General features: G+C 69.7%; 25 protein-coding genes. 12 read left to right on the forward strand and 13 right to left on the reverse strand.

Annotation, left to right across the window (positions count from 1 at the left end; genetic code table 11):
- Positions 1-51: 51 nt before the first annotated feature.
- From FRAAL_RS20465 to FRAAL_RS20475, 3 genes are all read right to left on the reverse strand, one after another.
- Complete coding sequence (locus FRAAL_RS20465; RefSeq protein WP_011605807.1) at positions 52-2,337, reverse strand: iron-containing redox enzyme family protein; 2,286 nt, start codon at positions 2,335-2,337, stop codon at positions 52-54.
- A gap of 214 nt (positions 2,338-2,551) precedes the next feature.
- Positions 2,552-3,586, reverse strand: coding sequence for an SGNH/GDSL hydrolase family protein (locus FRAAL_RS20470; RefSeq protein WP_041939556.1), 1,035 nt, complete (start codon positions 3,584-3,586; stop codon positions 2,552-2,554).
- A gap of 48 nt (positions 3,587-3,634) precedes the next feature.
- A complete protein-coding gene (locus FRAAL_RS20475) occupies positions 3,635-4,369 on the reverse strand; it encodes an SDR family oxidoreductase (protein WP_231861131.1) in 735 nt (244 codons plus the stop codon).
- Positions 4,370-5,088: 719 nt separating this feature from the next.
- Here FRAAL_RS20475 and FRAAL_RS33210 point away from each other — a divergent pair.
- On the forward strand, positions 5,089-5,343 hold the full coding sequence (locus FRAAL_RS33210; protein ID WP_157734360.1) for a hypothetical protein: 255 nt from the start codon (positions 5,089-5,091) through the stop codon (positions 5,341-5,343).
- A 237-nt stretch (positions 5,344-5,580) separates the two neighbouring features.
- Here the strand turns inward: FRAAL_RS33210 and FRAAL_RS20480 are convergent, their stop codons facing one another.
- The 3 genes from FRAAL_RS20480 to FRAAL_RS20490 all read right to left on the reverse strand — a co-directional run bounded on the left by FRAAL_RS20480 (position 5,581) and on the right by FRAAL_RS20490 (position 7,086).
- Positions 5,581-5,994 (reverse strand): hypothetical protein, encoded by a 414-nt coding sequence (locus FRAAL_RS20480; protein ID WP_011605815.1) that lies wholly within the window; start codon positions 5,992-5,994, stop codon positions 5,581-5,583.
- A gap of 216 nt (positions 5,995-6,210) precedes the next feature.
- On the reverse strand, positions 6,211-6,858 hold the full coding sequence (locus FRAAL_RS20485; RefSeq protein ID WP_011605817.1) for a LysE family translocator: 648 nt from the start codon (positions 6,856-6,858) through the stop codon (positions 6,211-6,213).
- A gap of 9 nt (positions 6,859-6,867) precedes the next feature.
- Positions 6,868-7,086 carry a hypothetical protein gene (locus FRAAL_RS20490; protein ID WP_011605818.1) on the reverse strand — a complete coding sequence of 73 codons (219 nt, stop codon included), beginning with the start codon at positions 7,084-7,086 and terminating at the stop codon, positions 6,868-6,870.
- A gap of 596 nt (positions 7,087-7,682) precedes the next feature.
- On the opposite strand from FRAAL_RS20490, the gene FRAAL_RS20495 reads away from it, so the two are divergent.
- From FRAAL_RS20495 to FRAAL_RS20520, 5 genes are all read left to right on the forward strand, one after another.
- Positions 7,683-9,020 (forward strand): aminotransferase-like domain-containing protein, encoded by a 1,338-nt coding sequence (locus FRAAL_RS20495; protein ID WP_011605819.1) that lies wholly within the window; start codon positions 7,683-7,685, stop codon positions 9,018-9,020.
- Between the two features lie 192 nt (positions 9,021-9,212).
- Complete coding sequence (locus FRAAL_RS20500; RefSeq protein WP_011605820.1) at positions 9,213-9,473, forward strand: hypothetical protein; 261 nt, start codon at positions 9,213-9,215, stop codon at positions 9,471-9,473.
- A 55-nt stretch (positions 9,474-9,528) separates the two neighbouring features.
- Positions 9,529-10,377 carry an SAM-dependent methyltransferase gene (locus FRAAL_RS20505; protein WP_011605821.1) on the forward strand — a complete coding sequence of 283 codons (849 nt, stop codon included), beginning with the start codon at positions 9,529-9,531 and terminating at the stop codon, positions 10,375-10,377.
- 110 nt (positions 10,378-10,487) lie between these two features.
- Positions 10,488-12,176, forward strand: coding sequence for a condensation domain-containing protein (locus tag FRAAL_RS20510; protein WP_231861136.1), 1,689 nt, complete (start codon positions 10,488-10,490; stop codon positions 12,174-12,176).
- Entirely contained in the window at positions 12,170-13,165 is a 996-nt protein-coding gene (locus tag FRAAL_RS20520) for an acyl-CoA thioesterase (protein ID WP_011605823.1), read from the forward strand. Before FRAAL_RS20510 ends, FRAAL_RS20520 begins: the two co-directional genes overlap by 7 nt.
- On the opposite strand, the gene FRAAL_RS20525 is transcribed toward FRAAL_RS20520, so the two are convergent.
- Positions 13,159-14,019, reverse strand: a complete 861-nt coding sequence (locus FRAAL_RS20525) for a mycofactocin-coupled SDR family oxidoreductase (protein ID WP_011605824.1) — start codon at positions 14,017-14,019, stop codon at positions 13,159-13,161. The two genes, FRAAL_RS20520 and FRAAL_RS20525, sit on opposite strands and share 7 nt — an antisense overlap.
- Positions 14,020-14,195: 176 nt before the next feature.
- Between FRAAL_RS20525 and FRAAL_RS20530 the strand changes: the two genes are divergently transcribed.
- The gene (locus FRAAL_RS20530; protein ID WP_011605825.1) at positions 14,196-14,999 is read left to right on the forward strand and encodes an enoyl-CoA hydratase-related protein; all 804 of its coding nucleotides are present in this window, start codon (positions 14,196-14,198) and stop codon (positions 14,997-14,999) included.
- 94 nt (positions 15,000-15,093) lie between these two features.
- Here the strand turns inward: FRAAL_RS20530 and FRAAL_RS20535 are convergent, their stop codons facing one another.
- Positions 15,094-15,870, reverse strand: coding sequence for an SDR family NAD(P)-dependent oxidoreductase (locus tag FRAAL_RS20535; RefSeq protein ID WP_011605826.1), 777 nt, complete (start codon positions 15,868-15,870; stop codon positions 15,094-15,096).
- Between the two features lie 23 nt (positions 15,871-15,893).
- On the reverse strand, positions 15,894-16,853 hold the full coding sequence (locus FRAAL_RS20540; protein WP_011605827.1) for an enoyl-CoA hydratase-related protein: 960 nt from the start codon (positions 16,851-16,853) through the stop codon (positions 15,894-15,896).
- A 208-nt stretch (positions 16,854-17,061) separates the two neighbouring features.
- Here FRAAL_RS20540 and FRAAL_RS20545 point away from each other — a divergent pair, with 208 nt between their 5' ends.
- Positions 17,062-17,619: a DinB family protein gene (locus FRAAL_RS20545; protein ID WP_011605828.1), complete on the forward strand. Its 558-nt coding sequence runs from the start codon at positions 17,062-17,064 to the stop codon at positions 17,617-17,619.
- Here the strand turns inward: FRAAL_RS20545 and FRAAL_RS20550 are convergent.
- Positions 17,605-18,198, reverse strand: coding sequence for a TetR/AcrR family transcriptional regulator (locus FRAAL_RS20550; RefSeq protein ID WP_011605829.1), 594 nt, complete (start codon positions 18,196-18,198; stop codon positions 17,605-17,607). The two genes, FRAAL_RS20545 and FRAAL_RS20550, sit on opposite strands and share 15 nt — an antisense overlap.
- A gap of 148 nt (positions 18,199-18,346) precedes the next feature.
- On the opposite strand from FRAAL_RS20550, the gene FRAAL_RS20555 reads away from it, so the two are divergent.
- Positions 18,347-19,108: an SDR family NAD(P)-dependent oxidoreductase gene (locus FRAAL_RS20555; protein WP_011605830.1), complete on the forward strand. Its 762-nt coding sequence runs from the start codon at positions 18,347-18,349 to the stop codon at positions 19,106-19,108.
- Between the two features lie 243 nt (positions 19,109-19,351).
- Here FRAAL_RS20555 and FRAAL_RS20560 read toward each other — a convergent pair whose 3' ends face one another.
- The gene (locus FRAAL_RS20560) at positions 19,352-19,600 is read right to left on the reverse strand and encodes a hypothetical protein (RefSeq protein ID WP_041939558.1); all 249 of its coding nucleotides are present in this window, start codon (positions 19,598-19,600) and stop codon (positions 19,352-19,354) included.
- A gap of 1,449 nt (positions 19,601-21,049) precedes the next feature.
- Here FRAAL_RS20560 and FRAAL_RS20565 point away from each other — a divergent pair.
- Positions 21,050-21,631, forward strand: a complete 582-nt coding sequence (locus FRAAL_RS20565; RefSeq protein ID WP_041939559.1) for a CGNR zinc finger domain-containing protein — start codon at positions 21,050-21,052, stop codon at positions 21,629-21,631.
- 120 nt (positions 21,632-21,751) lie between these two features.
- On the forward strand, positions 21,752-22,231 hold the full coding sequence (locus tag FRAAL_RS20570) for a cupin domain-containing protein (protein ID WP_041939560.1): 480 nt from the start codon (positions 21,752-21,754) through the stop codon (positions 22,229-22,231).
- Between the two features lie 45 nt (positions 22,232-22,276).
- On the opposite strand, the gene FRAAL_RS20575 is transcribed toward FRAAL_RS20570, so the two are convergent.
- On the reverse strand, positions 22,277-22,762 hold the full coding sequence (locus FRAAL_RS20575; protein ID WP_011605835.1) for a toll/interleukin-1 receptor domain-containing protein: 486 nt from the start codon (positions 22,760-22,762) through the stop codon (positions 22,277-22,279).
- Positions 22,763-23,055: 293 nt separating this feature from the next.
- On the opposite strand from FRAAL_RS20575, the gene FRAAL_RS20580 reads away from it, so the two are divergent.
- Positions 23,056-24,006 carry a hypothetical protein gene (locus FRAAL_RS20580; RefSeq protein ID WP_011605836.1) on the forward strand — a complete coding sequence of 317 codons (951 nt, stop codon included), beginning with the start codon at positions 23,056-23,058 and terminating at the stop codon, positions 24,004-24,006.
- A 169-nt stretch (positions 24,007-24,175) separates the two neighbouring features.
- Here FRAAL_RS20580 and FRAAL_RS35870 read toward each other — a convergent pair whose 3' ends face one another.
- On the reverse strand, positions 24,176-26,194 hold the full coding sequence (locus FRAAL_RS35870) for an ABC transporter ATP-binding protein (protein WP_011605837.1): 2,019 nt from the start codon (positions 26,192-26,194) through the stop codon (positions 24,176-24,178).
- Positions 26,195-26,476: the final 282 nt, after the last annotated feature.

Raw genomic sequence — 26,476 nt, forward strand, 5'->3', positions numbered from 1 at the left:
CGACCGGGTGGATGTTTACGGCTATCTCTCCAAACAGACGTCCACTTGCTGTCAAAGGTCCGCGCGCATGTCCTGCTGTGCCCCGCGTCGCCAACGTCTCCCCGCGAGCCGGCCGCTCCGGGCAGCCATCCGCGCGCCCAGCCCGCTGGGCGGATTCAGTGACCGGTAGCCCACACGCACCCGCTCCCAGATCCCTGCCCGACCCCCGGGGCCAGGCGCGTCGGGGAGCGCAGCCAACAGCGTGTCCACCGCGTCCGCCGCCCACGCAGAATGTCCGGTCGCGACGTTGTCGATGGTGTTGTGGATGTCCACGAAGCGGGTACTGAAGCCGTACTCCTTCAAGGCCATCCGCGCCCTGCGGTACGACCCACCTACCCCGGACAACTCCATCGCCAGGTTCAATCCCAACAGCTCCGGCATGAGCGTCCTTGGGAAGCGTCCGATGCAGAGCCAATACACCGGCAGTTCGAACGACTCGTCCCGGAGTCCGGGCCACCGGGCGAACTCCCGCGAGGCCGTCGGCGGCAGCTCGACGCCCATCTCCCGAAGAACGTCGCGGTAGATCAGCATATGGTTCAACCGCGGCTCGCCGTTACCGAGTTCGTCCCAGTACGTTTCGAAGAGCGAGTGTCCGATCCCGGAAGAGGCCTGCTCGTGATCGGTGAACCCCTGCAGCCAACTGCCGTCGATCAGAGTCAGCGGCGCCGTCTGTACGGTGTCGTCGACGACGGCCTCCCGGGAGGGCAGCGGGATCGCCGCGTTCCGCTCGAACTCGGCCCCGTGACGGTCGTGCTGGATCTGTAGCCAGGGCCGCAGACCCTCACGGTCCCAGTGCTTCGGCAGCTGCAGCACTCCGCGATCCATGCGGTAGCGAGAACGCGCCAGCCAGCCCGCCACGTACTGCCTGGCCCAGGAGCGCAGCGCCGGAGTGTCGTTACGACGCATCAGCAGGTGGTACGCCTCGCGCACGCCAGCCGGCGCGCGGCCCGGCAATCGCGCTCCAGCCGCAAGCGCACCGGCCACACCAGCCAGAGCACCGTCGGTACTCGTGCCCTGGGCGGCCGGAGAACCCCCACCGGCAGCGCCGGCAGCGGGCGGGGCCGTACCCGGGGCCACCGAGTCCGCGGGCGGGCTGACTGGCAGCGAGTCGATCCACCGCCGGATGACGGTCAGGTCTTCCGGCGAGAAGACCCGGAACATCGGCCCCCGCTGGCCCACCAGCCCCCGCACAAGCGGGCTGCCCTCCGAACGCCCGGGCCTGACCAGCGTGCTGCGGGCCAGGACGTCGAGCAGCGGCCCCGGGTCCGTCCGACACTCCGCCAGCCAGACGGCGAGCGGCCTGTCTTCCAGGGTGAACTGATGGTGATAGACCGCGCCTTCGCGTGCCCGCAGCCGCAGCAGCTCCGACATTTCGAAAGCCGGGTCCCCGGCTGCCACCAGCCCGGCATGGAGCGCGCCCGACCAGTCACGCAGCGCAGCCATCGTCCAGCCGAGACCCCGGCGCACGGCGTCGGCTACCTGGACACCCTCCTCCGTTGTCAGCTCGTCCACCACCGTGCGGCACTGCTCGGTCGGCGCCGGGTCTCCGACTCCGCGTTCCTTGCCCGGATCGACCGCGTCCCAGTCCGCCGCCGTCGGTAGGACATCCCTGACCATCGTCAGCGCCGGCAACAGGCCGACCGTGCGCAAGCACAGGTCGGCCCCGAGGATTTCCCCCCGGAAGTCGTCCGGCCGCCTGCTCATCGCCAGCAACAGCGCCGGAAGGCGGAATGCCGCCTCGGTGATGCGCCGGTCACCGGCTAACCGCACCGTCGGCACGGCGTTCTCGGCGAGCCGTAACCGGCGCAAAAGATCAAGGTAGGCACTTCCTCGGGATGCGCCTGGGTGACCGACGCCCACATCGGAGGCATACAGTGCGAGAATACGCAGCACAACGGGAACGTCAGCATTCCCTGGGGCACTGAGCCATTGCAGCCATGCACCGTAGACGCAGGCCAGCGGAGCGCAGCTGAGGACGGCCCGGCGAACGAGTATCCGGCGGTTTCCGTCCGGGTCGCCACTCCCGGCGCCGAGAAGAGCGCGGAACCGTTTGCCCTCGCAGGCTGCCCAGTCAGCGGCCCCTCGGACCAGGGCATCAAGCGAGTCGTCCCCGTCCTGCGTGTGTCGGCGCAGCTCGGCCTGCATTTCCTCGACGAATCTGTCCCCGGGAAACAGCGCCTCCGGGTCGGAGACGTACGCATACAACGCCCGCGCAGAGCCGTTTTGCGGCTCGTACGGGACGTACCCGCCGTGTTGCGTAGCCGGCGCCTTTCTGGCAACTGCCTCACGACCTCGCATGCTTCTCCTTCATCCCGTTTCGTGGTGCGCTCGGAATGCGGAACGCGGCCGCGGTCCGGTCAGAACATGGGATATATGGATGCGTCGTTCTTACGGTTGGCGCGCTTCTTGCGCCGGGTCACCCTGTCTACGATCCTTCGCAGGAGAGACATGGCAGTGATACCTGCCTTCAAATAAGAGGGAAATTGATCGCCGGGCAGCTTGGGAGGATCATTTAGGAGAGCCCGAGAGTTTCGGCCATGATCCTTGCGACGAGGTCGTAGCCATGGTCTGTGTAGTGCGCACGATCCACGTAGATCCAGTCTTTTTCGGTGACCGCATCAGCGACAATAGGGTTCAGGTCGACATAGCGTACGGCGAGCTTCTCGCAGCCGGCTCGCAACTTCTCGGAGAAGGCCTGGGCGACCTCCTTCGTGGAGATGTCGCCGTAGAGCTCCTCCCAGGTTCCGAGCTTGGAGATCCGGTCGATCTCGTCGAAGAGCAGCTGCTCCTGCGGGGCGTGCCTGTCCCGCATCCACAAGGCCATCGGCTGCAGTACGTATGACAGCCGAGCCCGCGGACCCGCCAGCCGTCGCCAACTGTCGAGATGACGCAGCGTCAGATCAGCGGCGGCATCGATGACCTTGGGGATGTCGCGGCGCACGTCGGCATGCGTAGAGATTGTCTGACGACGCTCATGCCGTCGGCCGAGAATCTTGGCCGTCGCCTTCCGGTTACTTTCCCTGAGCTCCTGCATCTTGTCGAAGTACTCACCGCAGAACCAGAATGCGCCGTGGTCGCCCTGCTGCCACTCGGGAAGCCGGCCAACGGTCAGATCATTGAGCCCGGAGAAGATGACGATCTCGTCGATCTCCGGCAGCAGATGGCGGTGGAGCGTGAAAAGAAGAAGCTCCTGGGTCGAATTGTAGCACCTCCCGCCGAAATTGAGCCAGGGACCGGACGGAGCATGCGTGCGCCACAGCTGCGAAGCAAGTGTGGTAGCGTCACTGGTCGCCCCGATACCGAGCACTGTGGAGCTTCCGGAAATTAACCGAACAGGCCCTCCCGGTATTTTTCCGGCCGCGGAGGCCGTCTCTCCGTTCGGGCCATGAGATATCCGGAATCCGGCTCGATCCGTGTTGATCACGGAGGACCTGTAGTCAGTCCGGTGGAAATACATGAGGTAAGGCTGGTAATTAGCCTCACCGCGATCATCGAAATTTCCATACTCCTGGAGCTGGGGAGTCATATCGTCACGGTGAAGTTTCACGGATACATACTCCTCGGTTTCGAAGGAGGATGAGGGGAGTCCGGAATATTAGACGCGGAACAGCGGCCCGCGGTGGAGTTTGTGCTGCGCCGCCTGCGCCAGGGGCCGGACCACGAGACGATCGATGTTCACATGCTGGGGCAAGCCGACAGCGAACGCCACGCACTCGGCGACGTCAGCGGCGGTGAGCGGATGGTCGACACCCTCGTAGAGGGCTGCAGCCTTCCCCGCGTCACCTCGCAGGCGGTTGAGGGAGAATTCCTCGGTCCTGACCATCCCGGGAACCACCTCGATGACCCGGACGGACTCTCCACACAGTTCCAGTCTCAGGGTTTCGCTGAGTGCGTGCTCGGCGTGCTTCGCGGCGCTGTACCCGCCGCCGCCCTCATAGTTGGTGAAGGCCGCGGTGGACGTGACGGTGACGATGGTGCCACCGCGTCCGGAACGTAGCAGCGGCAGCAGAGCCTGTGTTATCTGCAGCGTGCCGAGCACGTTGACGGAAAACATTCGCTCCCAGTCCTGCGGCGAACCGGTCGCGACACTGTCCGCGCCTATGGCGCCGCCAGCGTTGTTAACGAGCACATCGCAGGAGTCCAGCTCGGCGGCGAGCTGCTGGACCGCCGCTGCGTCCGTGATATCCGCAACGCGGGCCTGGGCGCCGGTCTCCTCCGCCACTTGGCGAAGCCGCTCCCCGCGTCGGGCGACGGCAACGACGCTGAAACCGTCCTTCGACAGGCGACGCACGGTCGCCGCACCGATTCCGCTACTTGCCCCGGTCACCACTGCTCTGAGGGTCACGAAGTACCACAACCTTTCACTCTAATTGCCGCGGCAATAAAAGCCAACCGCGTCCTAAAGCGCCCCGGGACACCGCCTACTCAGGCGGAGAAATCGGTCCCAGGAAAGCGCGGACGACTATTCTCTCGAACGTCCGGAATCCACTGACACATGGGCCACTGCCCACCGACTCCATAAGGAGTCGAACTATCAACAAGGGGTAACGCTATGATTCTGCATGGCCACCCCTTCATTGTGAAAGGTTTTTTCTCGCAGAGTGACATGAGTCACTTTCCATGACTTCTTCGCGGATGTTTACATCCTTCTCGGAGATCTGCCGCTTCCGCTGCTTCGCCGCAAAGAAACGGTGCCTGCTTACCGGATAGCCCCGAGGATCCACGGTGGGATCTTGAGCTGGATTTGCATTGACGCAGGCATGACGAGCGGGTACATTAGCACGTTTCCCCACGATCGATAAGCCCGTGGTTCGCGAGCCCTTAGCCCGAGGAGCACTCGTAGTCCGGTGATCGGTCGAGGGACCGGTGCACCCTCGATGGACACAACCTCGCCCGACGTCTTCCACCACCATCGGATGCGGCTGTTGGTGCGTCGAGTGGTATGGCACATCAGTGGTAGCGGGGCCCGTGACAAGGACATGATCATGGCAACCCGCAGACGTACCTCCGCAGGAGGACGGCCAACACTCAGCTCACGACGACCATCCGATGTCGAGAAGCATGCCGCCACTGGCCGCGAAGCCATCGAACATGAATGCACGCAGGGCGGGTACGGCGGTGTTGCCGCTCGCATCCTCACCCGTGACTCCGGGCCAGGCCGACACCAAGCTTCCCTGGCAGGCGGGGGCCAGCCCCGCCACCACAAATCTCAAGGGAGCGCGCGAGACGATCCTTCTGATCGAGCAACTGATCCGAGCGGCCTCCCACGGGCAGGACCCCGTGGTCGTCGGCAAGCCAGCATGATCTGCCAGGATTGCACTCCCGGAACTGCCTGCTCGGCCTTGGAATGTAGACGCGGATCACCGCCCTCCATGGAAGATCATACGGCGGCGTCACCCAGAAGATCCTCGGTGACCTGTTGCGGGCTTCCCGTCGCGAAAATGATGATTTCCTCTTCTAGCAAGAAGTCGGGCCATGCAACGTGGAAAGTTTTTGCACGAGGCATCCCTCTCATGTCGGCGCTACGGGAGATTCCTGCCTTCAGACCGGAATTCCCAGGTCCTTGAACCATCTGGTGACCGCGTCGACGACGTCAGCACCGGGCCCACTTCCGACGGGGCCTTCCATGGATTTCAGCTCGTGGTAGAGGCGCTTGATGGCGCCACCCTCGAAGCTCATAGAGTTTACTGCGCAACCCGCAATCACGGGTTCGATGGGAGTGAGGGTACCGATATCCACGAGTTCATCGCCGACGAAGACCCGAACGGTGGTGATGTTCGAATCGATCTCGACTCGGAGCGGGTCAGAGGTGAGGAATGACCGAACAAGATAATAGATCTTGTCGGTGAGCTCGGCGCCGTCCTCGACGACGCTCGACTCGATGTATCTGTACGGCCTGCGCCGGTTGAAGACCAGCCGATAGGTGCGCGCGGTCTTCTGCTCACTACTGGGCATGGGGCCTCCTGGGTTTCGGGAGATGCCGCGCGGATTCCCGCCCCGCCCGGTGCGGCGGAGGGGACGGTACTGACCGACGGCTCGGACAGAGCGGCGCCCACACGGATGCCGCCGAGGCGGCATCCGGCGCTTCGGTCCGGCCGACCAGCACCAGGGCGGCTACCGAGCCGGTCCACTCGTCGTTCATGCATGCTCTTGACACGTTGGCTTGCGCGGTCAACTCGTCGTGGTCGGCCCCGAGGTGTCGATGGCCAGCGAGATGGCCAGCATGCCGAGCACCGTCCCCATCACGTAGCGCTGGACCCTCAGCCAGGATGGGCGGCGGGCAAGGAAAACGGCGATGGCACCGGCCGCCAGCACGATGATCAAGTTAACTGTGACGCTCACCACAATCTGAATGGTACCCAGCAAAAACCCCTGGAGCAGGACGTGTCCCGCCTTCAGATTGACGAACTGCGGGATAAGCGAGAGATACATAATGGCAATCTTCGGATTGAGCAGGTTCGTCATCAAACCCATTGTGAAAAGCTTTCGCGGAGGATCAGGGGGGATGTCCTGAGGAGTGAACACGGAGACGCCGCCGGGTTTCAGCGCCTTCCAGGCAAGATAGGCGAGATAGGCCGCACCGGCGAGTTTGACGGCAACATAAAGTTCGGGCACGGCGGTGAAGACTACAGACAGCCCCAGGTTCGTGGCCAGCAGGTAGATTATGAAGCCGAGGGCGACTCCACCGAGTGAAATTATTCCGGCGCTCCTCCCCTGTACGATACTGCGGGATACGAGATAGATCATGTTTGGCCCCGGAGTAAGCACCATCCCGAGCGCCACCGCCATGACACCAATAATTCCGCTGACTTCAATCATGGCAATCTTTCACTTCCTCTCGACCTTGTAGTCCGCCATCGCGCAGCCATCGTCTCGAACGTCGATGCGTAACATCTCGGAAAGGTCGCGAAGAAAACAGCAGGTGATGAATCCGGCGGTGAGCGGCATTTCCGGAGCGCTGGAATCGCGTCGGTTCCAGTCCCCAGTCGTCGGCATCGCCAAACGGGCGAGCAGGGCCCCGGGGACACTGTCCGACTCCTCGAACACCCGCCACGGGGCCTCGCCTCGACAGCGTTCGTGGCACTCCAGTCCGTTCAGCGACTGCGCACGAGCCGGCCCGGCGTCACACGTCGGTTCCTGCACACCCGTTTCAAGCGCCCCGTCGCGGCGCTCACGGAAAAGGGGGCCCATGTTCCACACACGGTGGCCGTGCCCCGGCGGCGACCAGCTGACCGGACCGACACGTGACCGTGTGCCGAGGGCATTCACCAACGGCCGCTGCCCCCCGGCAGCGTACCGACGGGGCAGGCCCGCGACCTCGTACCGGCCGAAGGGCCGGGACACGAAGCCACAGCGATTGCACCGAGCTTGAGGGGACCGAGATTGAGGAGACCGGGCTTGCGTGAACCGAGCGAGGAGAGCCCGACGTCGTGGCGATCGCGTGGTCACATGCACGAGCCTCCTTGCAAGCGTACGTCCCCATCTGGTGTGCTTCGGTGCCCCTCTCGCGAGCTGCAGGATCCAGGATCGAGTTCGACAGCGAGTGTAGGTTACCTTTCCGTCTCGGCGCAATATTTGGCATTGCACTCGGTGCAATCGAGATGCTTAGATAATGACAAACAGAGAGGTAGGGGGAGTGGGACGTGAGGGACTATCGGCGTGTCGCCGACGACGTGGCCGCGGAGATCAGGGCAGGCCGGCTCAGACCTGGAGACCGGCTTCCACCCCAACGGATCTTCGCCCGTGAACACGGCATCGCCAATTCCACCGCTATCCGCGTCTACCAGGAACTCGCCCTGCGTGGCCTCACGGTCGGCGAGGTGGGGCGCGGCACCTTCGTGTGCGCCGCCCCTCGCCTGGCGATCCCCATGCACAGCGAAACTGCTGGCAACCGGGTCGATCTGGAGCTCAACTACCCGACGGTGCCAGAGCAGACCAGACTGCTCGCATCGGGACTCGGCGGACTGTTGCGTGCGGACGTCCTGGAGAGCGTGCTTCAGCCGGTCGGCGCAACCGGTACCTCCGCCACACGCAGTGTGGCGGCCGATCTTCTCTCGCGCGGTGGCTGGCGTCCCGACCCAAGCAGGGTGCTTTTCTCCGGGAACGGTCGGCAGGCAATCTCGGCCGTCATCGCTGCTGTGGTGCCGCGGGGCGCCCGGCTGGGCGTCGAAGAGCTGACCTACCCCGCCGTCAAAGCCATCGCCACCCGGCTCGGCATCACCCTGGTGCCGCTGGCCATGGACCAGGCGGGGCTGATTCCCGAGGCCATCGAAGAAGCCCATTCCGGCAGCCCGCTGCATGCCATCTACGTACAGCCGACCATGCATAATCCGCTATCGCTGTCCATGCCCCAGGAGCGTCTGGTCCACCTGGCCCAGGTGCTGTTGCGATTGGGAATTTACGCGATCGAGGACGCCATCTGGGCCTTCCTGCGCGACGATCTGCCGCCGCTTGCTTCGCTCGCTCCGGAGCGGACGGTCTTCGTCGACAGCCTGTCCAAACGAGTCTCCCCCGGTCTGACACTCGGATTCGCGGTAGCACCCGGCGGCATCGCTGGTGGCATTGCCGCATCGCTACGCTCAGGCGGATGGACGCCCATGCGTTTCGCGTTGGAGGCGGCATCCCGCTGGCAGGCGGACGGCACGATAGAGATGCTGGTACGGGCCAAGCAGCGGGAGACCGCGATACGACAGGAGATCGCCTCGCAGCATCTCGGCGGATTCAGTACGAAGAGTGACCCGCGTTCGTACTACTGCTGGTGGGAGCTGCCCAGCCCGTGGCGTGCGGATACGTTCGTCACCGCTGCCTCGCGACACGGCATCGGGGTAACTCCAGCCGCAGCTTTCTCCGTGGGTCGTCACCGCGTTCCCAGGGCTGTCAGAGTCGGCCTGGCCCCACCCCAGCGCGACGTACTGTCCCGGGCGCTGGCTGTGCTTGCCGACATCGCACAGTCGTCACCGGACGATGTGGTCACCGACTGAACGGAACTCGCGCCGAGCGTGTCCGACGCGGATGGGACAGGACACCAGCGACACGCCTTCTGCCGAGGTCTCCATGGCTGCGACGGCCCCTCTGGACTGCCACCCGGATGATCATTGTGAGTTCACTCCGAGGAGTTGACCTGTAACCTTTGGTCGTCTTCGCCGGTTCCGCCGCTCTGGTTCAGGACGCGGGTGTGGAACCGCGACGAGGTCCGGGGACTGTTCGACCGCATCGACGTGCCGTTTCGGACCGTGGGCGGGGTGCACCACGCACGGGAGCTGCCGACGATGTTCCCCCGGCTGCACCTGCCCTTCGCCGAACGGCGTCCGGTGGTGTTCCAGGTCGTGTTCGGCTCCTGCCTCTGCCTGGCCGTCGGACTGTTCCTCCTGGTCGCGGTGGTGCTCCTCGGACCACCGCCGGCCGGCGGCGGGCGCGAATATAATCACCGGTAGGTGCATAATTCGCCACTTTCGGCAGCCGGCCGCCGCGGACGAGTATCGGAGACCCATGACGCAAGGCGACGCCCTCCCGCATCCGTTGTCGCAGGCGAGCAGCGAGCCGCCGGCCGGCTGGGCCCCCACCGACATCGACGTCTCCACCCCCAGCATCGCCCGGGTCTACGACGCGATTCTCGGCGGGAAGGACAACTTCCCCGCGGACCGGGTCGTCGCCGACCAGTTCATGCAGTTCGTTCCCGGTGGGCGGGAGGCGGCGCAGTACAACCGGGCGCTGCTCAACCGAGGGGTGCGATACCTGGCGGAGCAGGGCGTCCGCCAGTTCATCGATCTCGGTTCGGGCCTGCCGACCGTCAGCAACACCCACCAGGCGGCGCAGAGCGTCGCGCCCGACGCGCGCGTGGTGTACGTCGACAACGACCCCATCGTGCTCGCGCACGGCCGGGCCCTGCTCGCCGAGAACCGCAACACCACTGTGATCACGGCCGACTTCCGGCACTCGCAGAAGGTCCTCGCCCACCCGGACCTACGCGCGTTGATCGATCTCGACCAGCCGGTCGGCCTGATCCTGTTCGGAGTCGTCCACCACATCAACGACGACGAGGACCCCGCCGGTGTCATCCGGCACTACCGGGATGCCCTGGCCGCCGGCAGCTACCTCTTTCTGACGCACTTCGTCGCGCATGGCGAGCAGACGACCGAGCTGGAGAAGATGCTGCTGGCCGACCTCGGTACCGGACGGTTCCGGACGCTCGCGGAGATCGGCGAGTACTTCGACGGCCTCGACCTCGTCGAGCCCGGTCTCGTCTACAACCCGCTGTGGCGCCCGCAGGAGCCGGTCCCCGAGCCGCTGACCCTCACCGAAAAGCTGGTCGCCGGGGGTCTGGCCCGCAAGGCCTGACCGCGTGGTCGCGCCGGCCGCCACGGCCGCGGACCGGAAGGTCGTCCCGCCCGGACCACGTATATCGTGTGCTGACTAATTCGGGGGGCTAGGGGCCCGTGCACGTAGAGGTGAAGAACCAGGGGGGTTCACCGGCACCCGCGCCCGATCGGGTGCTCACGTCCAGCGAGCAGATCCTGGCCGCCTCCAATCGGGCCAGCGCACCGCTGACCTGCGGACTGTTCGTGCAGACCATGGGCACGTTGGACGTGACCCGGCTCCGGCTCGCGGTACGTAGGGCGATCGGGCGGCATCCCATGATGCGGGCGAGCCTCTACGGGGCACGCCAGTATGCGTGGCGGTTCGCCACGATGCCGTCCTCGGATCCGGTCGGGCAGATCGGCGACGGCAGCGACGGCTGGCGCGTCCACGAGACCATGATGTCGTCCCCCTTCGACCTGCGGGCCTACCCGCCACTGCGGATCGCGTTGGTGCACCGGCCGGACGGCGACCAGCTCTCCGTGGTCGCGCATCACCTCGCGGTCGACGGCATGAGTCTCGCCGCCGTCGTGTCCGAGATCTTCGCCGAGTACCGGGTCGCCGACGCCGACGCCGACGCCTCCGCGGCCGCGGGCCGGTCCGGCGGCGGTCATGTCGGGCTGCCCGCCGGTGTGCCGTCGGTTCCGAGGTCGGCCGGCCATGGCTGGACCGCCTTCACGCATCGCTCCGGGCGACACATCACTCCGATGGACGCCGGCCGGACCGCCGGCTACGGCTACCACCCGCTGACCCTGCCGGTGCCGGGACGGCGCGTGCTACTGCCCGGCGGACGTCGGATGACCGCCAACGACCTGCTGGTCGCAGCGGCCCATCTCACCATCGACCGGTGGAACCGGCAGCGCGGCGGGGAGGCCGCGACACTGCGCGTCAGGATGCCGATCGGGCTGGGGACGATGCCCGGCGCGGGTGGCAACAACACCGGCCAGGTGCTGGTCGGCACCGAGCCGGCGGACCGGGCGGACCTGATCAGACTGGCCGTCCGCATCGTCGACCAGACCGAGCACGCGAAGCAGGCGGCGGCCGCGCCCGTCATCGCGGGAGTCGCCGGCAGGGTCGGCGCGGCCGCCACCGGGCGGATTCCCGGGCCCTGGCGGGGCTCGCTGCTGCGGTTGGGTGTGCGGACGGCGCGACCGCTCATCACCCCCGCCGCCGCCGTCAGCAACCTCGGCCCGCTCGCCGACATCACCTCCGACACCCGGCGATCTCCGCGGTCTTCTTCACCGGCACCGCCGGCATGCCCCAGGGCCTCTTCATCGGCGCGACGAGGTACGGCGCCGGTATCCGCCTCGCGTTCGGGTACCACCGGCATCTGTTCGGCCGCACCGCCGCCGCGGCCTTCGCCCAGGTCTTCCGGGCAGCGTTCGACGAGCTGGCCGCTATCGGGCGTGAAACGCCGCCAGCAAGATGACCGCCAACCGACGCCGCGACGTACCCGGTCCCGAGAAATGCGAGCGACCGGAGAAAGCGGATTGCCGGCGCGGGGATTCGAAGTTCGTCGAGCCGCACATCTCCCCGAGCTCTTTGGGGATCGAGGTAACAAGGAGTGGACGTTGCGGCATAGCGAGAGCGGAGCGGGGCTCGTCGAGCCCGACGAGCAGCTTCGCCTGGAGATGGCGAGCGGTAGGAGCGCCCTCGCTCAGCTCCTACGAGAAGAGGTGCGCACCGCGCGGGGGACCGCGCGGGTCCGTGCCGGCTTCGAACTGGCGCTCTTCAGGCTTCTTGGCAGGCCGCGGTTCATGCAGCGGACTGTGCAGTGGTAGAACGCCCCACCAGGCGCGACCGAATCCCCGTACCGGTTCTGGCGGCCCTGGCCGGCGGGCATGATTCGGCCGCTGCGAACGCGGACGCGGACGCACCGCGCTACGAGCCGGACTGGGTGCGGACCCTGTTCACCCTCCCCGAGCTGCTGCGGGTGCTCGACCTGACGCCGACGCTGCCCACGACGTCGGCGCGGTGCGTGCCGAGCGGGCACGGGGGCGTCCTCGGCGCCCAGCAGCTCGGTCAGCAGGTCGTCCTTGCCGAGCGGCTGGCGCCCGGCAAGCGGCTGCACTCCCTGCAGACGGTGTTCATGCGCGGCGGCCGCACCGATCTGCCGCTGGAGATCGACGTGGAGCGGCTCGCCGGCGGCCGGTCGGTGGAGTCGTTCGCGCTGTCCCTGCGCCAGGGTGCCGAGCAGCTCAGCCGGGCACAGGTGATGCTCGCCGCGGACGAGCCCGACTACCACCGGTTCGACTCCCCCGCCGCGGACGTCGGCCGGCCGGCCGACGCCGAACCCGTCCGCCGCGCGCTGCTGCCCTGGGAAGCGGCGATCATGCCGCGCAAGGCGTCGCGCCAGCTCGACCTCTGGACCCGCATCCCGGACGCCCCTGACGATCCGACCGGGTGGCGGGCCCTGGTTGCCCACACCATCGAGACACTCGCGATCGCCGACGGCATGCTCAACGGCGGCATCACGCTGCCGCCCCGCGCCGAGCTACAGGCGGTCGTCCTCACCGCGACCGTCACCTACCTGGACGATCTCGACGTCCGCGACTGGCACCTCTACCGGGTCCACACGCCGCAGGCGGCCCGCGGGCGGATTCTCGGCCGCGGTGAGCTGCGCGGCGCCGACGGCGGCCTGCGGGCGGTCTTCGACACCGTCAACCTCGTGCGGCCGCTCCGAACCCGGCCCGGCCAGGCGGTCCAGGCAGGCCAGGCGGTCCAGCCGGGCCGAGCGGGCCAGGGCTCGGCCGGGCAGGCGGGTCAGTAGCGGCGGTTGGTGTTGCCCTGGTCGACGGGCAGGACGACGCCGCTGATCCAGCGGGCCTCGTCGCTGGACAGGAACACCACGGCCGAGGAGATGTCCTCGGGTTCGAGCCACGGCCGGCCCATCGGCATCGACGCGGCGAAGCCGTCCCGGCAGTCGTCCACCGTGGGGTTCGGCAGGTCCGGGCGGAACAGGTGGAACTGCTGGGTGTTCTCGGTGACCATCGGGGTGTTCACGGTGCCGGGCGCGATGACGTTCACCCGGATCTGGCGGTGCGCCACCTCGTTGGCCAGCGACATCGCCATCCCGATCACGCCGTTCTTCGTGGTGACGTAGTCGGACAGGTTCGGGACGCGGTTGAGCGCCGCGCCCGAGCTGATGACGATGATCGACCCGCCCCGGCGCCCGGCCAGCAGGTGCGGGACGGATGCGGCGAGGGTGTGGAAGACGCCGGTGAGGTTGATCCCGATCACGTCGTCCCACTGCTCCGGCGGGATCTCCCACAGCCGGCGCGCGGGCGGGGAGATCCCGGCGCTCGCCACGACGATGTCCAGGCCGCCGAGTTCGCGCACGCCGGTGGCGAGCAGATCGACGATCGCCGCCCGGTCGCGCACGTCGCCCACCCGGGCGATGATCCGCCGGCCGGTCCTCTCGACCAGGGCGACGGTCTCGGCGAGCTCGTCGGCGGTGCCCAGCGGGTAGCCCATCGTCGCGACGTCGGCGGCCCGGTCGATGCCGATGATGTCCGCGCCCTCGCGGGCGAGCGCGACCGCGTGGGAGCGGCCCTGCCCGCGGGCGATCCCGGTGATGAAGGCGACCTTGCCGGCGAGGCGTCCCTCGGCCGCGGGGGCCGTCACCGCGGCACTCCCGGCCAGGTCGTCGCCACGCGTCCCATCGTCATGGTGTCCTCCCGCTTGCGTCGTCACCAGGCCGTCCACACCAGGCCGTCCACACCAGGCCGTTCGCGTCGCACCCGACCCTCCGATAGTCATATCGTTTAAATATTCGCCCGTCACCCGAAGGAGCCCCGGCGGTGGAAGAACCCAAGTTCGTCCGGGTCGAGATCGCTGACCGCATCGCCACGGTCACGCTCGCCCGCCCCCCGCGCAACGCGCTGAGCGCGCCGATGATGCGCGAGATCGGGCAGGTGTTCACCGAGCTCGGCCGGGGGAACGAGGCCGCCGTCGCGATCCTCGCCTCGGACTTCGAGCGCGTCTTCTGCGCCGGCGCCGACATCACCGAGTCGGATCGCCGCTACAACCGCCGTGAGCTCCTGCCCGAGGAGAGCCTGACCGACCTGATCGATCCCGGCTCCGTCGTGCGCGGCTGCCTCGCCGGCATCCGCGACGGCGGCCTGCCCGTCGTCGCGGCGGTCGGCGGCGCGTGCGTCGGGGCCGGAGCCGCCCTGGTCGGCTGCTGTGACCTGGTCGTCCTCGCCGAGGAGGCGTTCTTCTCGCTGCCGGAGATCGACGTGGGCGTCCTCGGCGGCACCCGGCACGTGCAGCGCCTCGTCGGGCCGATGAAGACCCGCGAGATGGCGCTGACGGGCCGGCGCGTGCCCGCGGCCGAGTTCTACCGGCTCGGTGCCGCCGCCGCACTGGTGCCCCGCGCCGAGCTCGCCGACACGGCGCGCGCCCTGGCCGCGGAGGTCGCGGCGAAGAGCCCGCTGGCGCTGCGGCTGTCCAAGGAGTCGATGAACCGGGTCGAGGACCTCCCCCTCGACGAGGGCTACCGGCTGGAGCAGGACTACACCGCGCGGGTCAGCCGCCTCGACGACGCCGGCGAGGCGCGCCGCGCCTACCTGGAGAAGCGCGAGCCGCACTGGACCTGGCGCTGACGCTGTTCACCGGGCGCCGCCGCAGTGACTCGGCGGCGCCGCCGCAACTCGGTGGCGCCGCAGCAACAACGCGGCGGCGCCGCCCGACGTTCGGTCAGGCGACGTGCCAGCCGGTGTCGGCGGCGATCTTGGCGGCGTTGACGAGCACGGCGGCGTCCGAGCACAGCCAGACGACGACCTCGGCGATCTCCTCGGGGCGGCTGAGCCGGCGGATCGGCTGGGCCTGCTCCATCGACCGCAGCTGCTCCGGCGTCAGGTACTGGCGGGCCCGCTCGACGATCCCGGTGTCCACGTTGCCGGGCGCCACGGCGTTGACCCGGATGTTGCGCCGGGCGTACTGCAGGGCGGCGGCCGTGGTCAGGCCCACCACGCCGTGCTTGCTGGCCGTGTACCCGATGTCGGCGACGTTGCCCTTGTAGGTGGACTCCGACGCCACGTTGACGATGGCCCCGCCGCCGCGCTCCAGCATCCGCGGGATCTCGTACTTCAGGCACAGGAACACGCTGGTCAGGTTGGTGCGCAGGATCCGCTCCCAGAGCTGTTCCGGGTAGCTGACGACCGGATCCTGGGACTCGACGATGCCGGCGTTGTTGTGGGCGTAGTCCAGACCCCCGTAGGTGGCGACCGTGCGGTCGACCATGTCCCGCACGGCCTCCGGCTCACCGACGTCGGCGTGGACGAACGTCGCCTGCCCGCCCGCGGCGCGGATCAGCTCGACCGTCTCCGCCCCCGTGTCCGGGTTGATGTCGGCGACGACCACCGCCGCGCCGCACTCGGCGAACCGCCGGGCCGAGGCCCGTCCCATCCCGTAGCCGCCGCCGGTGACCAGTGCGACCTTCCCGGACATGTCGATGTGCACCGTGGCCGTCATGCAGGGGTCTCCTTCATCGCTGGTCAGGACCGTCCCACGGCGCTGGACGGGTCGAAGTCCAGCTCGGGCAGGCAGGCACCGGTGATCGCGGCCGGGTCGAGATCGTCGGCGAGCGGGGGGAACGACGCGGGACGCTTCGCCAGGAAGCTGTCGATGCCCTCGCGGAAGTCCGGGCCGACCGCGGCGGCGGCCATCGCCCGGTAGGTGCGGCCGAGCGACGCGTCGAGCTCGCCGGTGCTGTCGGTGCGCAACTGGTGGCGGATCAGCGCCAGCGACACCGGCGAGCAGTTCGCCGCGATGTCCGCGGCATAGGCGCGCGCGGCGGGCAGGAGCTCCGCGGGGTCGACGACCCGGCTGACGACGCCGAGCTCGCGGGCCTCGTCGGCGTCGAACACCCGCGACGACAGCAGCAGGTCTGCCGCCCGCTCCTGCCCGATGAGGCGGGGCAGCAGCCAGGTGATGCCGAACTCGCCCGCCAGCCCCCGGCGGGCGAAGGCGGTGGTGAAGCGGGCACCGCGGGCGGCGAACCGCACGTCACACAGCAGGGCCTGGACCAGGCCCATGCCGGCGCAGGCCCCGTTGACGGCGGCGATCATCGGCTTGCGCACCGACCAGGCCCGCACCGGCGAGCGGCGGCCGGTGGTGTCCATCGGCTTGCCCGCGATCTGGCCGAGCCGGCCGGTGTCGACCCCGGGGCAGAACGTGGTGCCCGCGCCGGTGACGATCAGTACGCGGATCGCCGGGTCACGATCGGCCTGCGCGAGGACGTCGAAGTACCGGTTCTCCATCTCGGGGTTCCAGCCGTTGCGCCGCTCCGGTCGGTTCAGCGTCACCACGCCGACGCCGTCGCCGCCCACGTCGAGCAGCACCGGCCCCTCGCCCACCACCGACCGGTCCGCCCCCGCCTCGCCCGCGGGCGCCCCGCCCGCAGCCGTTCTGTCCGCGGCCGCGTTGTCCGCGGGCGTCGTCGATTCCGTCGTCACCGCCGCCTCCCACCTGTAGCTCTCGCGCGAGGGCCAGCATTTCCCCTCGACGGGCACAGTGTCGAGCGATGCGGCAAATTCACTAGATGCTTTAGCGATCGAGCCGTTGGCTGGGCTCTCCCAGGCCACCCCCGCGGGCTCCGCGACGCCGGTCGGCGGCGATTCCTCGCCGGCCGGTGGGCCCCGAGACGCCGCCTACGATTGCCCGATGACCAGCTATCCGTCGCAGGGGCATCCGACCGGGCCGCCCGCGCTGGTGGGCGAGGCGCACGCGTGCGCCGAGTGCGGTCTCGTCTTCTCGACGCTCACCGTGGAGGAGGTCCTGGCGCAGCTCGCGACGCTGCCGGCGCAGGTGACGCAGGCCGTCACCGCCGCCGGGCCCGACCTGCTGCGGGAGCGTCCGGCGCCCGGCACGTGGTCCGTGCTGGAGTACGCCTGCCACCTTCGGGACGTCCTCGCGACCTCCACCATCCGGCTGTACCGGGCCCGCACCGAGACCCGGCCCGTCGTCGAGCCGATGCTCAACGACCTGCGGGCCCGCCGGTTCCGCTACAACGAGCTCGACCCGGCCGCGATCCTGGCCGAGCTCGCCGCCAACGCACACGGGCTGCGCGACGAGGCCGACCAGGTCGGGCCGCGGGACTGGGAACGGACGGTGGCACGCCTACCCGGCGAGGAGCGCACCGCCCGCTGGCTGCTCCGCAACGCGCTGCACGAGGGCGTCCACCACCTGGCCGACATCCGGCGAGGGTCAGGAGCGGCGTAGCGCGTCGATGGCGACGTCGAGGGCCGCTTCCAGATGGGTGGTGCCGCCGGTGGACAGCAGCATGAGAACGCCGCCCTGGATGCCGGCGATCAGCGCCGCGGCGTGGGGCTCGGCGTCCAGCAGCGGGGAGATCTCGCCGGCTCGCTGCATCGCACGGATGCCGGTGACGATCTCCGCCTGCCACCGGTTCATCAGCTCCCTGACGACCGCCTGCGCGCCGGGGGTGCTGCGGCCGAGCTGCGAGACCAGGACACTCAGCGGGCAGTGCCGCCCCTGCTCCCGGTAACGGGCGACGACCTTGTCCCGCCACGCGAGCCACGCCGACCAGGAGGTGAGGTCGCCGAGCTGGGGTTGCTGGTCGGCGAGGACCCGGTCGGCCTCGAAGCGGGCCACGGCCAGCAGCAGCTCCTCCTTGCCGGTCGGGAAGTAGTGGAACAGCTGGCTCTTGCTGGTACCGGTGCGGGCGCGGACGTCGTCCAGCGTGGTGACGCTGACCCCACGCTCGCGGATCTCGGCTGCGGCCCCCTCGATGATCCGTTGCCGGGTCGCACTGCCCTTCGACGTCAGCCTGCTCGGCACGTCCGCCCCTCCCGCCGCACAATCTGGACTTGCGGGTCCAATTTATCCCGGGCAGATTGGGCCGCGCACCAGCAGATTGGGCGCGCACCAGCGGACGCCCCACGACCCCCCAGCGGTCATGCAGACCATCGCCGGAAGGAACCCCCGAATGTCGACGACCACCTCACTGGCCGGACGCAGCGCGCTCGTCACCGGTTCGACCGACGGCATCGGCGCGGCGATCGCGGCCGAGCTCGCCGCGGCCGGTGCCCACGTCGTGGTCAGCGGTCGTGACGCCGGGCGCGGCGCCGAGGTCACCCGGGTGATCGGCGCGGCGGGCGGGCGGGCCACGTTCGTCCCCGCCGACCTCGCCGCCGGTGCGCCCGCCGTGCAGGCGCTCGCCGACGCCGCCCGCGCCGCCGTCGGTGGCGTGCCGGACATCCTCGTCAACAACGCGGCGATGCTCATCACGCCGAAGCCCACCGCGGAGGTGGGCGAGGCGGTCATCACCGCCGCGCTCGCCGTCAACGTCACGGCGACGTTCCTGCTCACCGGCGCCATCGCACCCGCCATGGCGGCCCGCAGCAGCGGAGCCGTCATCAACATCGGCTCCATCAACGGCCTGGTCGGGATGGACGGGTCGGCCCTCTACAGCGCGACGAAGGCGGCCGTGCACTCGCTGACGAAGTCGTGGGCGGCCGAGTACGGCCCGGCGGGCGTGCGGGTGAACACCGTCGCCCCCGGCCCCACGCTGACCCGCCGCATCGAGCAGTACGCCGACCGCGTCGCGCCCCTGGTCGCGCGGGCCCCCTCGCGGCGGCCCAGCAGGCCGGCGGAGATCGGTCGCGTGGTGGTGTTCCTCGCCGGCGACGACGCCGCCAACATCCACGGGGCGACGCTGAGCGTCGACGGCGGCTGGTCAGCCGTCTGACGATGCGCACCGCCGGGGCCCCCGGCCGGCTGTGCCCCGGGAGCAGAAGGAGGAAGCCTCCGCGGCGAAGAGGAGCCACGGAGGCTTCGTGATGCCGCGCCTCCCGGGCGGAAGCACGCCGCGGGCCGCGGCGGACTGTCGGGAAGGACGGAGAACGCAAAGGCGGCGTCGGGCCCGCCGGGGGCCTTCTCGGACGGAGCGGACCGCGCAGGCCGCACGGAACGCTCAGGCCACGCGGACCACTCAGGCGGAGCGGAACGATCCTGCGTCGGCGTGCTCGCGCGACGAACCTCCGCGCCGCTGCGACGGGACGGCGACGGAAGTCCGAACGTCCTCGTCGCGGGTGAGGATCGCCACCATCTCCTGCCGGGTGGACGGCGAGAGCTGGGGGTCGGAAAGCAGCATCGCCACTTCGCGACGCTGGGCCCGCGCAGCGCGGTGCGAGGTGAGCGACGTACGCAGGGAGGAAACAACGGAATTCTGGGTGCGCATGGAAACTCCTTGACGTTATTACCCCGGGAGAGTGGGCCACTGTCACCCTCCGGCTTCCATTGTGCGCCCGCAGCGCGACTTTCGACAGGGCTGTCGACGTGATCTGGACTGCAGTCGGCACTTCCGGCCGGCCAATATGACCCGGCCCACAGTAATGGCGCTCACAATCGCCCGCGAGCCGTAACACCGGTCACACCCATTAAGGCAGGGACAATGTGTCCCCGTCGCGCGGGTCACAATTCCCGCCTCAGCCGGGCCGGTCGGCACGGCACCGACTGGCTATTCACCTCGTAGCCCAGGTCACATTCGCCCACACCGGAACAACCTTGCGGACGGCAATCGCGTCGGGCCTTCCTGACCACCAGCCGCCGGCCGGACGCCCGGCAGCCGCCGACGCGCCAGGACCAGCGCCAGGACCAGCGCTGTGGCACCAGGTCGGCGCCGCGAGGATCCGGCGCGGTCGTGGTGCCCCCGGCCACGCCGAAGGCCCGTCAGCGGTGAGCCGGACAATGCACCAGCTCGCGAGAACCCAGGTCGTGCACCCGGCCCGGAAGGCGCCCCCACCGATATGTCTCCGTGACCCGGGCGCGCGTCCACCTGTGATCTGTGGCGTGTGGAGCACCAGGTCGGCCGGCGCCCGCCCTGGTTGCGTCGGCAATGACAGGAGGTGGCGACGCTCGACCTGAGGCCAACCTGCTCAGCCCGTCAACAACCTCCTGTAGCTGCTGGCCGCATTGTGGCCGGGACCGCCGCGGATCGCTTTTCGGATCCGTGTGCGTTCGGTGGGGCACGGGAAGGTTCCAGCCCGACCTCCGACCCTGATGATCATCGTGTTCGGTGGGGCTGCGCTGCGCCGTTGCACGCGAACCCGGAGTGGTGACCGATCCTGACAGCCGTGATCAGGACGCGTCCCCATGTGCACGCCTCGACGGGCGGGATCAGATCGCCCACAAGCCGTCTGTTCACAATCGGATACACGACCTGATTCCGGGACGGTGAAAGGCGACCGCACCAGGGATGTCCGGGATGGACGAGGGCGAGCACGTCGACAGGCCGACGCCAGGTCCCGCGCGGGCCGGCCGCATCGACGGCACCGGTTCGTCCGCCTCCCCCGCACCGGTCCAGCGCCGCGGGCGATGCGGGCGCGACGCGCCACCGAGGAGGATCGCCAGGAGATCAACCGGTGACGCCCGCCGTGACGATCAGCCCGCCCCTCCATAGACTCTCGTGCTAACGTGCCTCTGCATGAGTCTTCGTCAACCCATCATGGGGTGACGGAAGGGTGGGTAACACTGCGGCGATCTCCGCTCAGAGCGTTACTCAACAAGATCATCAATGCTCACGAGAAGTGTCGTCAACCAGGAAGATCGTCGTCACCCGAGAAGATCGTCGTGGCCGCGAAGATCGTCGTCACCCACGGAGATCGTCGATACCCGAGGAGGTCGTCCGATGCGCGCGTCCGGCACGATGACCGAGTTCGACCGGGGGGCGGGCAGTCTCTGTCTCGACTTCGTCGCGACCGTGCGCGACTGGCCGGGGCGCCGCATCGAGCTGCTCGCCACTCCGGCGGAGCTGACCGGCTGGTTCGAGGAGCAGGGCCTGCCGGCCGCCGCCGGCGGCCTCACCGAGCCGGACCTGCTCGCCGCCCGTGACCTGCGGGGGGCGGTGAACGAGACCACCCGCGGTCTGATCGCCAGCCGGCCGCCCACCCCCGAGGACATCCGGCTGATCAACAAGGCGGCCCGGCGTCCGACGCCGATGTTCCTGCTCGGCCCGGGCGGCCGGACGCGGACCCCGGTCCCGGAACCCGACGCGGGCGCCGCCCTCTCCGTCATCGCCCGCGACGCGATCAACCTGCTGGCCGGCCCGGATCTCGGTCGCGTTCGGGCCTGCGACAGCGACGGCTGCGCGACGCTGTTCCTCGATCGTTCCCCCTCCGGGCGACGGCGCTGGTGTTCGATGCGCCGCTGCGGGGGCAGGGTCGCCGCGGCGAACTACCGACGCCGGCGCGCCACGCGCTCCCAGGCCTGACCGTCGCCCCCGGACCCTCGGCCCCGATCCATCGACCCCGATCCATCGACCCCGAACCGTCGACCCCGAATCGTCGACCCGAACCGTCGACCCCGATCCGACTCCCTCTCGGAGGTTCTCATGTCCACGCCGCCCGCGGACGCCTTCCACCAGCGGCTCCATCAGGTCACACCCGCCGGCCTGTCGACCAGTACCTCGCAGACCGCCGGGATGAGCCGGGTCGAGGCGTTGTCCGGGAAGACCGTCGGATCCGTCGACCTGTGGATGGGGCAGACCCACGTCGCCGCGGCGACCGCATCCGCGAACCATCATCACGGCCGCTCCGAGACGGGCATCTACGTCGTCTCGGGCCACCCGAGCTTCGTCTTCCTGGAGCACGAGGAGGAGATCCGGCTCGACACGAACCCGGGCGACTACATCTACGTGCCGCCGTGGGTGCCGCACCGGGAGGAGAATCCGGATCCCGACGAGGAGGCCGTCGTCGTCATCGCCCGGACCACCCAGGAGGCGATCGTCGTGAACCTCCCGGACCTGCGGTGGGTCGGGCCCGTCGCCACCGGCAACGTCGGCCCCGCCCGCCGGAAGTGGCACACCTACTGACCGCATGACCGCATAACCGCCTAACCGCCTAACCGCGGCTCAGCGTCAGGTGTCCGACGCTCGCGGCGGACCGGCGGGGGGCGTGGTGCCGGGGAAGGGCGGCTCGACCCCGGGCTTGTCCCGGCCGCGGTGGATCGCCGCGATCTGCGCGAGCAGGCGCGTGCGCGCCTCGTCGGCGGACAGGCCGAACAGGTCGAACGACACCACGCCGCCGAGCAGGCCGGGCCGGGGGCAGTCCTCCACCCGGACCGGGACCAGCCTGCGGGCGAAACCGGTGGGGTCCGCCTGGTACGCCCCCTCCCACTCGGCCTGCCCGTAGACCGAGCGCAGGTAGGCGCGCGACAGCACCGCCAGGGTGCGGGCGCCGGCGCGAATGCCCTCGTCCATCCGGCTCATCCAGTGGCTGCCGGGAACGAAGTCCCAGGCCTGCACCAGCACCGTGTACCCCGCGACCTCGAGGTGCCAGGCGATCCACTCCGCCCAGCCCCGGTCGGCGGCGGTGTAGGAGACGAAGAAGTCCCATCGCGCCACGGACCCGGTCGACTCCGCATCCATACCGGACGGCCGCTCGCCGCCGCGTCCAGGCGCATTCACCGCGCAATCTTGCCACGATTTGTCACCAGACCCCAGGGCGCGCCGGTCGCCGTCGTCGCCCACCACGCCGCGCCGGGTCGACGGGCGCTGCGGTTGCGGTTTTCCGGCCAGTATGACGTGTCGACGACGATTGGGGGTCAGTTGGGCCAATAGCCTGCGCCGAGACGGTCCACGTCGCTGTGCTGTGACAATGGCGGCCCGCCCGGGCCGTCCGGACGGGGGCGGGCGACATGACGGTGACACGGTTGCGAGATGCGGTCCGGACCGCGACGGCCGGGGGGTGGCGGCGGGTCTGCCTGCTCCTGGCGGGACTGCTCGCGCTCGTGGTCACGCAGCCGGGTACGGCGCGGGCCGCGGACACCGCCGGGTTCGCCGGCGTCGCCGGTCGGGGCAACGGTGTCGCCGTGCCGTTCGAGGGGTTCACCGACCGGCGCGGCGGCCCCGCCCCGATCGGCGGAGCGGTCGGCGTCGACCTGGTGCTCGGCTCGACGGCCCGGCCGTACCTGCCCTGCCAGCACTACGACCCGCGGACCCGGACCGGGGACACGTTCGTCAACGCCTGCCAGGAGCGGGGCAGCTACGCCACCTACACCCGGTTCCCGGCCGGGCGCGGGCTGGTCTTCCCGACCGGCTACTTCGTGGGCAACGCCCAGCCCGACCTGGTCCGCGGGGGCAGCCTGCCGACCGGCTGGGGGGCGCGCACGGCGGGGCTGTCGTTCGAGTTCTACCCGGAGCAGCGCCGCGACGGCGACTACGTCCACTCCCGGTTCTACCTCGACCGTTTCACCCACCGAGCCAACGGCTGGGCCTACTCCGCGGACGTCGGGCGGATCGCGCTGACCACGCTCGCCGACCCGGGCACCGCCCGCCTCGGCGGCCGGATGACCGTCGGCGGTCGCGCGCCCGCCCCCGGCCGGGCGAAGGTCGTCATCTTCGGCGGGGCGGCCCGCTCGTCGACGGGCTACCCGATCTCCTCGTTCGCCGTCCACACCGGCAGCGGGGCGCCCACGTGGAGCTCCAGCCCGCTCTACGCGGGAGACCAGCGGATCACCGTCACCGACACCGCGACCCGGCGCAGTTGCGTCCTGGACCGCCACGGCGTCCGCGGGCCGAACAACGTGGTCGACTTCGACCTGGCCGCCCCGGGGTTCGGCCACCCGGACAGCATCTGCACGTCCTGACCGCCGCCGCGTCGGCACCTCCTGACCGCCGCCGCCTGCCAGGGGCGGGTCACCAGGTGACCGGCAGCGATCGCATCGGTCATGCTGATCGCCCCCCACCGAGCCTCACCACCAGCAGAACTACCCTTCGCGCTGGGGGTGGAACCGTCCGCGCCCGTCGGGGTGGGGCTCACCGGGGGGCGTCGAGGACGTCTCCGCGGTCGGTTCCGGCCGGCTCGGCGTCAGCGGGGTCGGTGTCGACGTACTGGCTGGCCTGGAGGGTGAACAGTTCGCGGTAGATGCCGGGGCGGGACATCAGCTCGGCGTGGTTGCCCTGGTCCGCGACGAGGCCGCCGTCGAGGACGTAGATGCGGTCGGCGGTGCGGACGCTGGCGAGTCGGTGGGTGATGAGCAGGACGGTGCGGTCCCGGCCCAGCTCGCGGATAAGGGTGAACAGGGTCTGTTCGGCGCGGGCGTCGAGGGCGGCGGACGGCTCGTCGGCGATGAGGACCGGGGCGTCCCGGTAGACCGCCCGGGCGCAGGCGATCCGCTGCCACTGGCCACCGGAGAGGTCGTGGCCGGAGTTGTACTGGCGGGCCAGCGACGTGTCGTAGCCGTGGGGCAGCTTCTCGATGACCTCGGCGGCCTCGGTCGCGCGGGCCGCGGGGATGACGCTGTCCGGGCCGTCGGCGAGGAGCCGGCTGATCCGGCCGACGGCGATGTTGAGCCGGGCCGACATCGGCCACTGGGTGTAGTCCTGCGGGATCACGGAGATGTTCTCGCGGACGCTGTCCGGGTCGACGCCGGCGAGGTCGACGCCGTCCCAGCTGACGGTGCCGGTGTCCGGTTCGTACAGGCCGGCGAGGATCTTCGCCAGCGTCGACTTGCCGCTGCCGTTCACCCCGACGAAGGCGACGACCTCGCCCCGGCGCAGCTCCACGGTGACGCCACGCAGGGCGGGGGTGTCGGTGCGCGGGTAGGTGTAGACGACGTTCTCGGCCCGCACGACCACGGGCCGCGCCGGCGCCACCTGCTCCCGGGGCGCGGGCACCAGCCCACCGGCCTGCGCGATCCAGGCGCGGTACTCCCCGAAATAGAGGAAGTTCTCGTACGCGGTGTTGAGGGTGGTCAACGCCTGGGCGAGAGCGCTGCGGCCGGTGCGGATCGCGAGCACCGCGGTGCCGCCGGCGGCCAGCGGCATCACCCCCGCGTTGAGCAACAGGATCAGGGTCCCGTAGACGACGCCGAGGGCGAGCCCGGACACCGCCTCCCCGGTCAGCCGGTACCGCGCCTGGCCCCGGCCGACGCGGACCTGCTCGGCCTCCTGCTCGCGGGCGAGGATCGTGTACTCGTCGAGCAGGAAACGGCCGAGGCCGAACGAGCGGATCTCCGCGGCGCACTCCCGGGCGGTCATGTGGTAGCGGAGCATGTACTGGCGGCGGACCTGGCGCAGCCGGCCCAGCCAGGAGGCGTGGGCGAGCCGGGCCGAGCGCAGCGACGCCCAGCCGTCGGGCAGGATCGACAGGACCAGCAGGGGCAGCAGCACCGGATGCAGCACGCCGAGCACACCCCCCGCGGCGGCGATGCGCACGGCGGAGGTCAGCATCTCGATGGCGTTGTCGACGAGTTGGCGTCCGCTGGCGGCACCGCGCTCGGCCGCGTCGAGGTCGTCGACGAAGCGCGGGTCGTCGAAGGCCATGATCGACGTGCGGGTGGCGAGGTCGAGCAGCCGCACCAGGCAGACCCGGTCCACCCGGGGGCCCAGGCGCACCCGCACCAGGTTGGTCGCCGCCGCCAGGCCGCTGCGCAGCACCTCGGCGGCGACGACGAGGACGAGGGCGGGCAGTGCCTCGCGCAGCCGCTGCGGGGTGGGGCCGTCGCGCAGCACCGCGGTCAGCGCGCCGGCGACGGCGAGCAGGCCCGCCGCCTCGACGACTCCGGCGAACACCCGCAGCACGACCATGACGACGAGGCCGGCCCGGTCGGCCTCCCAGGCCAGGGACCAGGCAAGCCGCAGCAGCCCGGGAAGCCGACGGGCCAACGTGCGCACGCCGGTCTCCGCCATCGTCCGGTCGTGGCGCGACCATGGCCGGACGCGGTCGTCGTCCTCCTTGCCGTAGGTGAGCACCGGATCGTGTTCGGCGGCGGGCGGTGCCGACGGTGCCTTCCGCTGGGCGGGAACCGGGCCGTTCTCGGAAGTGCGTTCCACACCCGCGAGGGTCGCCCTTCCCGCCCCCGCTCACCCCCGCTTTGGAGGGGATCTGCGTGTCTCCGAGTGGATCGGCGTGTCCTCGCGTGGATCGGCGACAGGTACGCCGGGCCGCCGTCGGCAGGCGAGGCCGATACCCCGAACGGGCGACAACGCCGGACATTTCGCCGGAGCCGGGATAATGCAACGATGAGCGGACCGGACGAGTGGGTGTTGAATGCCTACGAGCAACGTTCGGCGCCGTCTCGGCAGCGCACGGCCACCGTGCCGGTGAAGGGATGG

It is taken from the genome of Frankia alni ACN14a (assembly GCF_000058485.1).
Classification (GTDB): Bacteria; Actinomycetota; Actinomycetes; order Frankiales; family Frankiaceae; genus Frankia; species Frankia alni.

Excerpts from the sequence above, each read along its gene's own strand:
- FRAAL_RS20560 (WP_041939558.1), bottom strand. The coding sequence starts at position 19,600 with ATGCGCACCCAGAATTCCGTTGTTTCCTCCCTGCGTACGTCGCTCACC.
- FRAAL_RS20570 (WP_041939560.1), top strand. The coding sequence starts at position 21,752 with ATGTCCACGCCGCCCGCGGACGCCTTCCACCAGCGGCTCCATCAGGTC.
- FRAAL_RS20535 (WP_011605826.1), bottom strand. The coding sequence starts at position 15,870 with ATGACGGCCACGGTGCACATCGACATGTCCGGGAAGGTCGCACTGGTC.
- FRAAL_RS20505 (WP_011605821.1), top strand. The coding sequence starts at position 9,529 with ATGACGCAAGGCGACGCCCTCCCGCATCCGTTGTCGCAGGCGAGCAGC.
- FRAAL_RS20545 (WP_011605828.1), top strand. The coding sequence starts at position 17,062 with ATGACCAGCTATCCGTCGCAGGGGCATCCGACCGGGCCGCCCGCGCTG.
- FRAAL_RS20555 (WP_011605830.1), top strand. The coding sequence starts at position 18,347 with ATGTCGACGACCACCTCACTGGCCGGACGCAGCGCGCTCGTCACCGGT.
- FRAAL_RS20580 (WP_011605836.1), top strand. The coding sequence starts at position 23,056 with ATGACGGTGACACGGTTGCGAGATGCGGTCCGGACCGCGACGGCCGGG.
- FRAAL_RS33210 (WP_157734360.1), top strand. The coding sequence starts at position 5,089 with ATGTCGAGAAGCATGCCGCCACTGGCCGCGAAGCCATCGAACATGAAT.
- FRAAL_RS20465 (WP_011605807.1), bottom strand. The coding sequence starts at position 2,337 with ATGCGAGGTCGTGAGGCAGTTGCCAGAAAGGCGCCGGCTACGCAACAC.
- FRAAL_RS20485 (WP_011605817.1), bottom strand. The coding sequence starts at position 6,858 with ATGATTGAAGTCAGCGGAATTATTGGTGTCATGGCGGTGGCGCTCGGG.
- FRAAL_RS20480 (WP_011605815.1), bottom strand. The coding sequence starts at position 5,994 with ATGCCCAGTAGTGAGCAGAAGACCGCGCGCACCTATCGGCTGGTCTTC.
- FRAAL_RS20565 (WP_041939559.1), top strand. The coding sequence starts at position 21,050 with ATGCGCGCGTCCGGCACGATGACCGAGTTCGACCGGGGGGCGGGCAGT.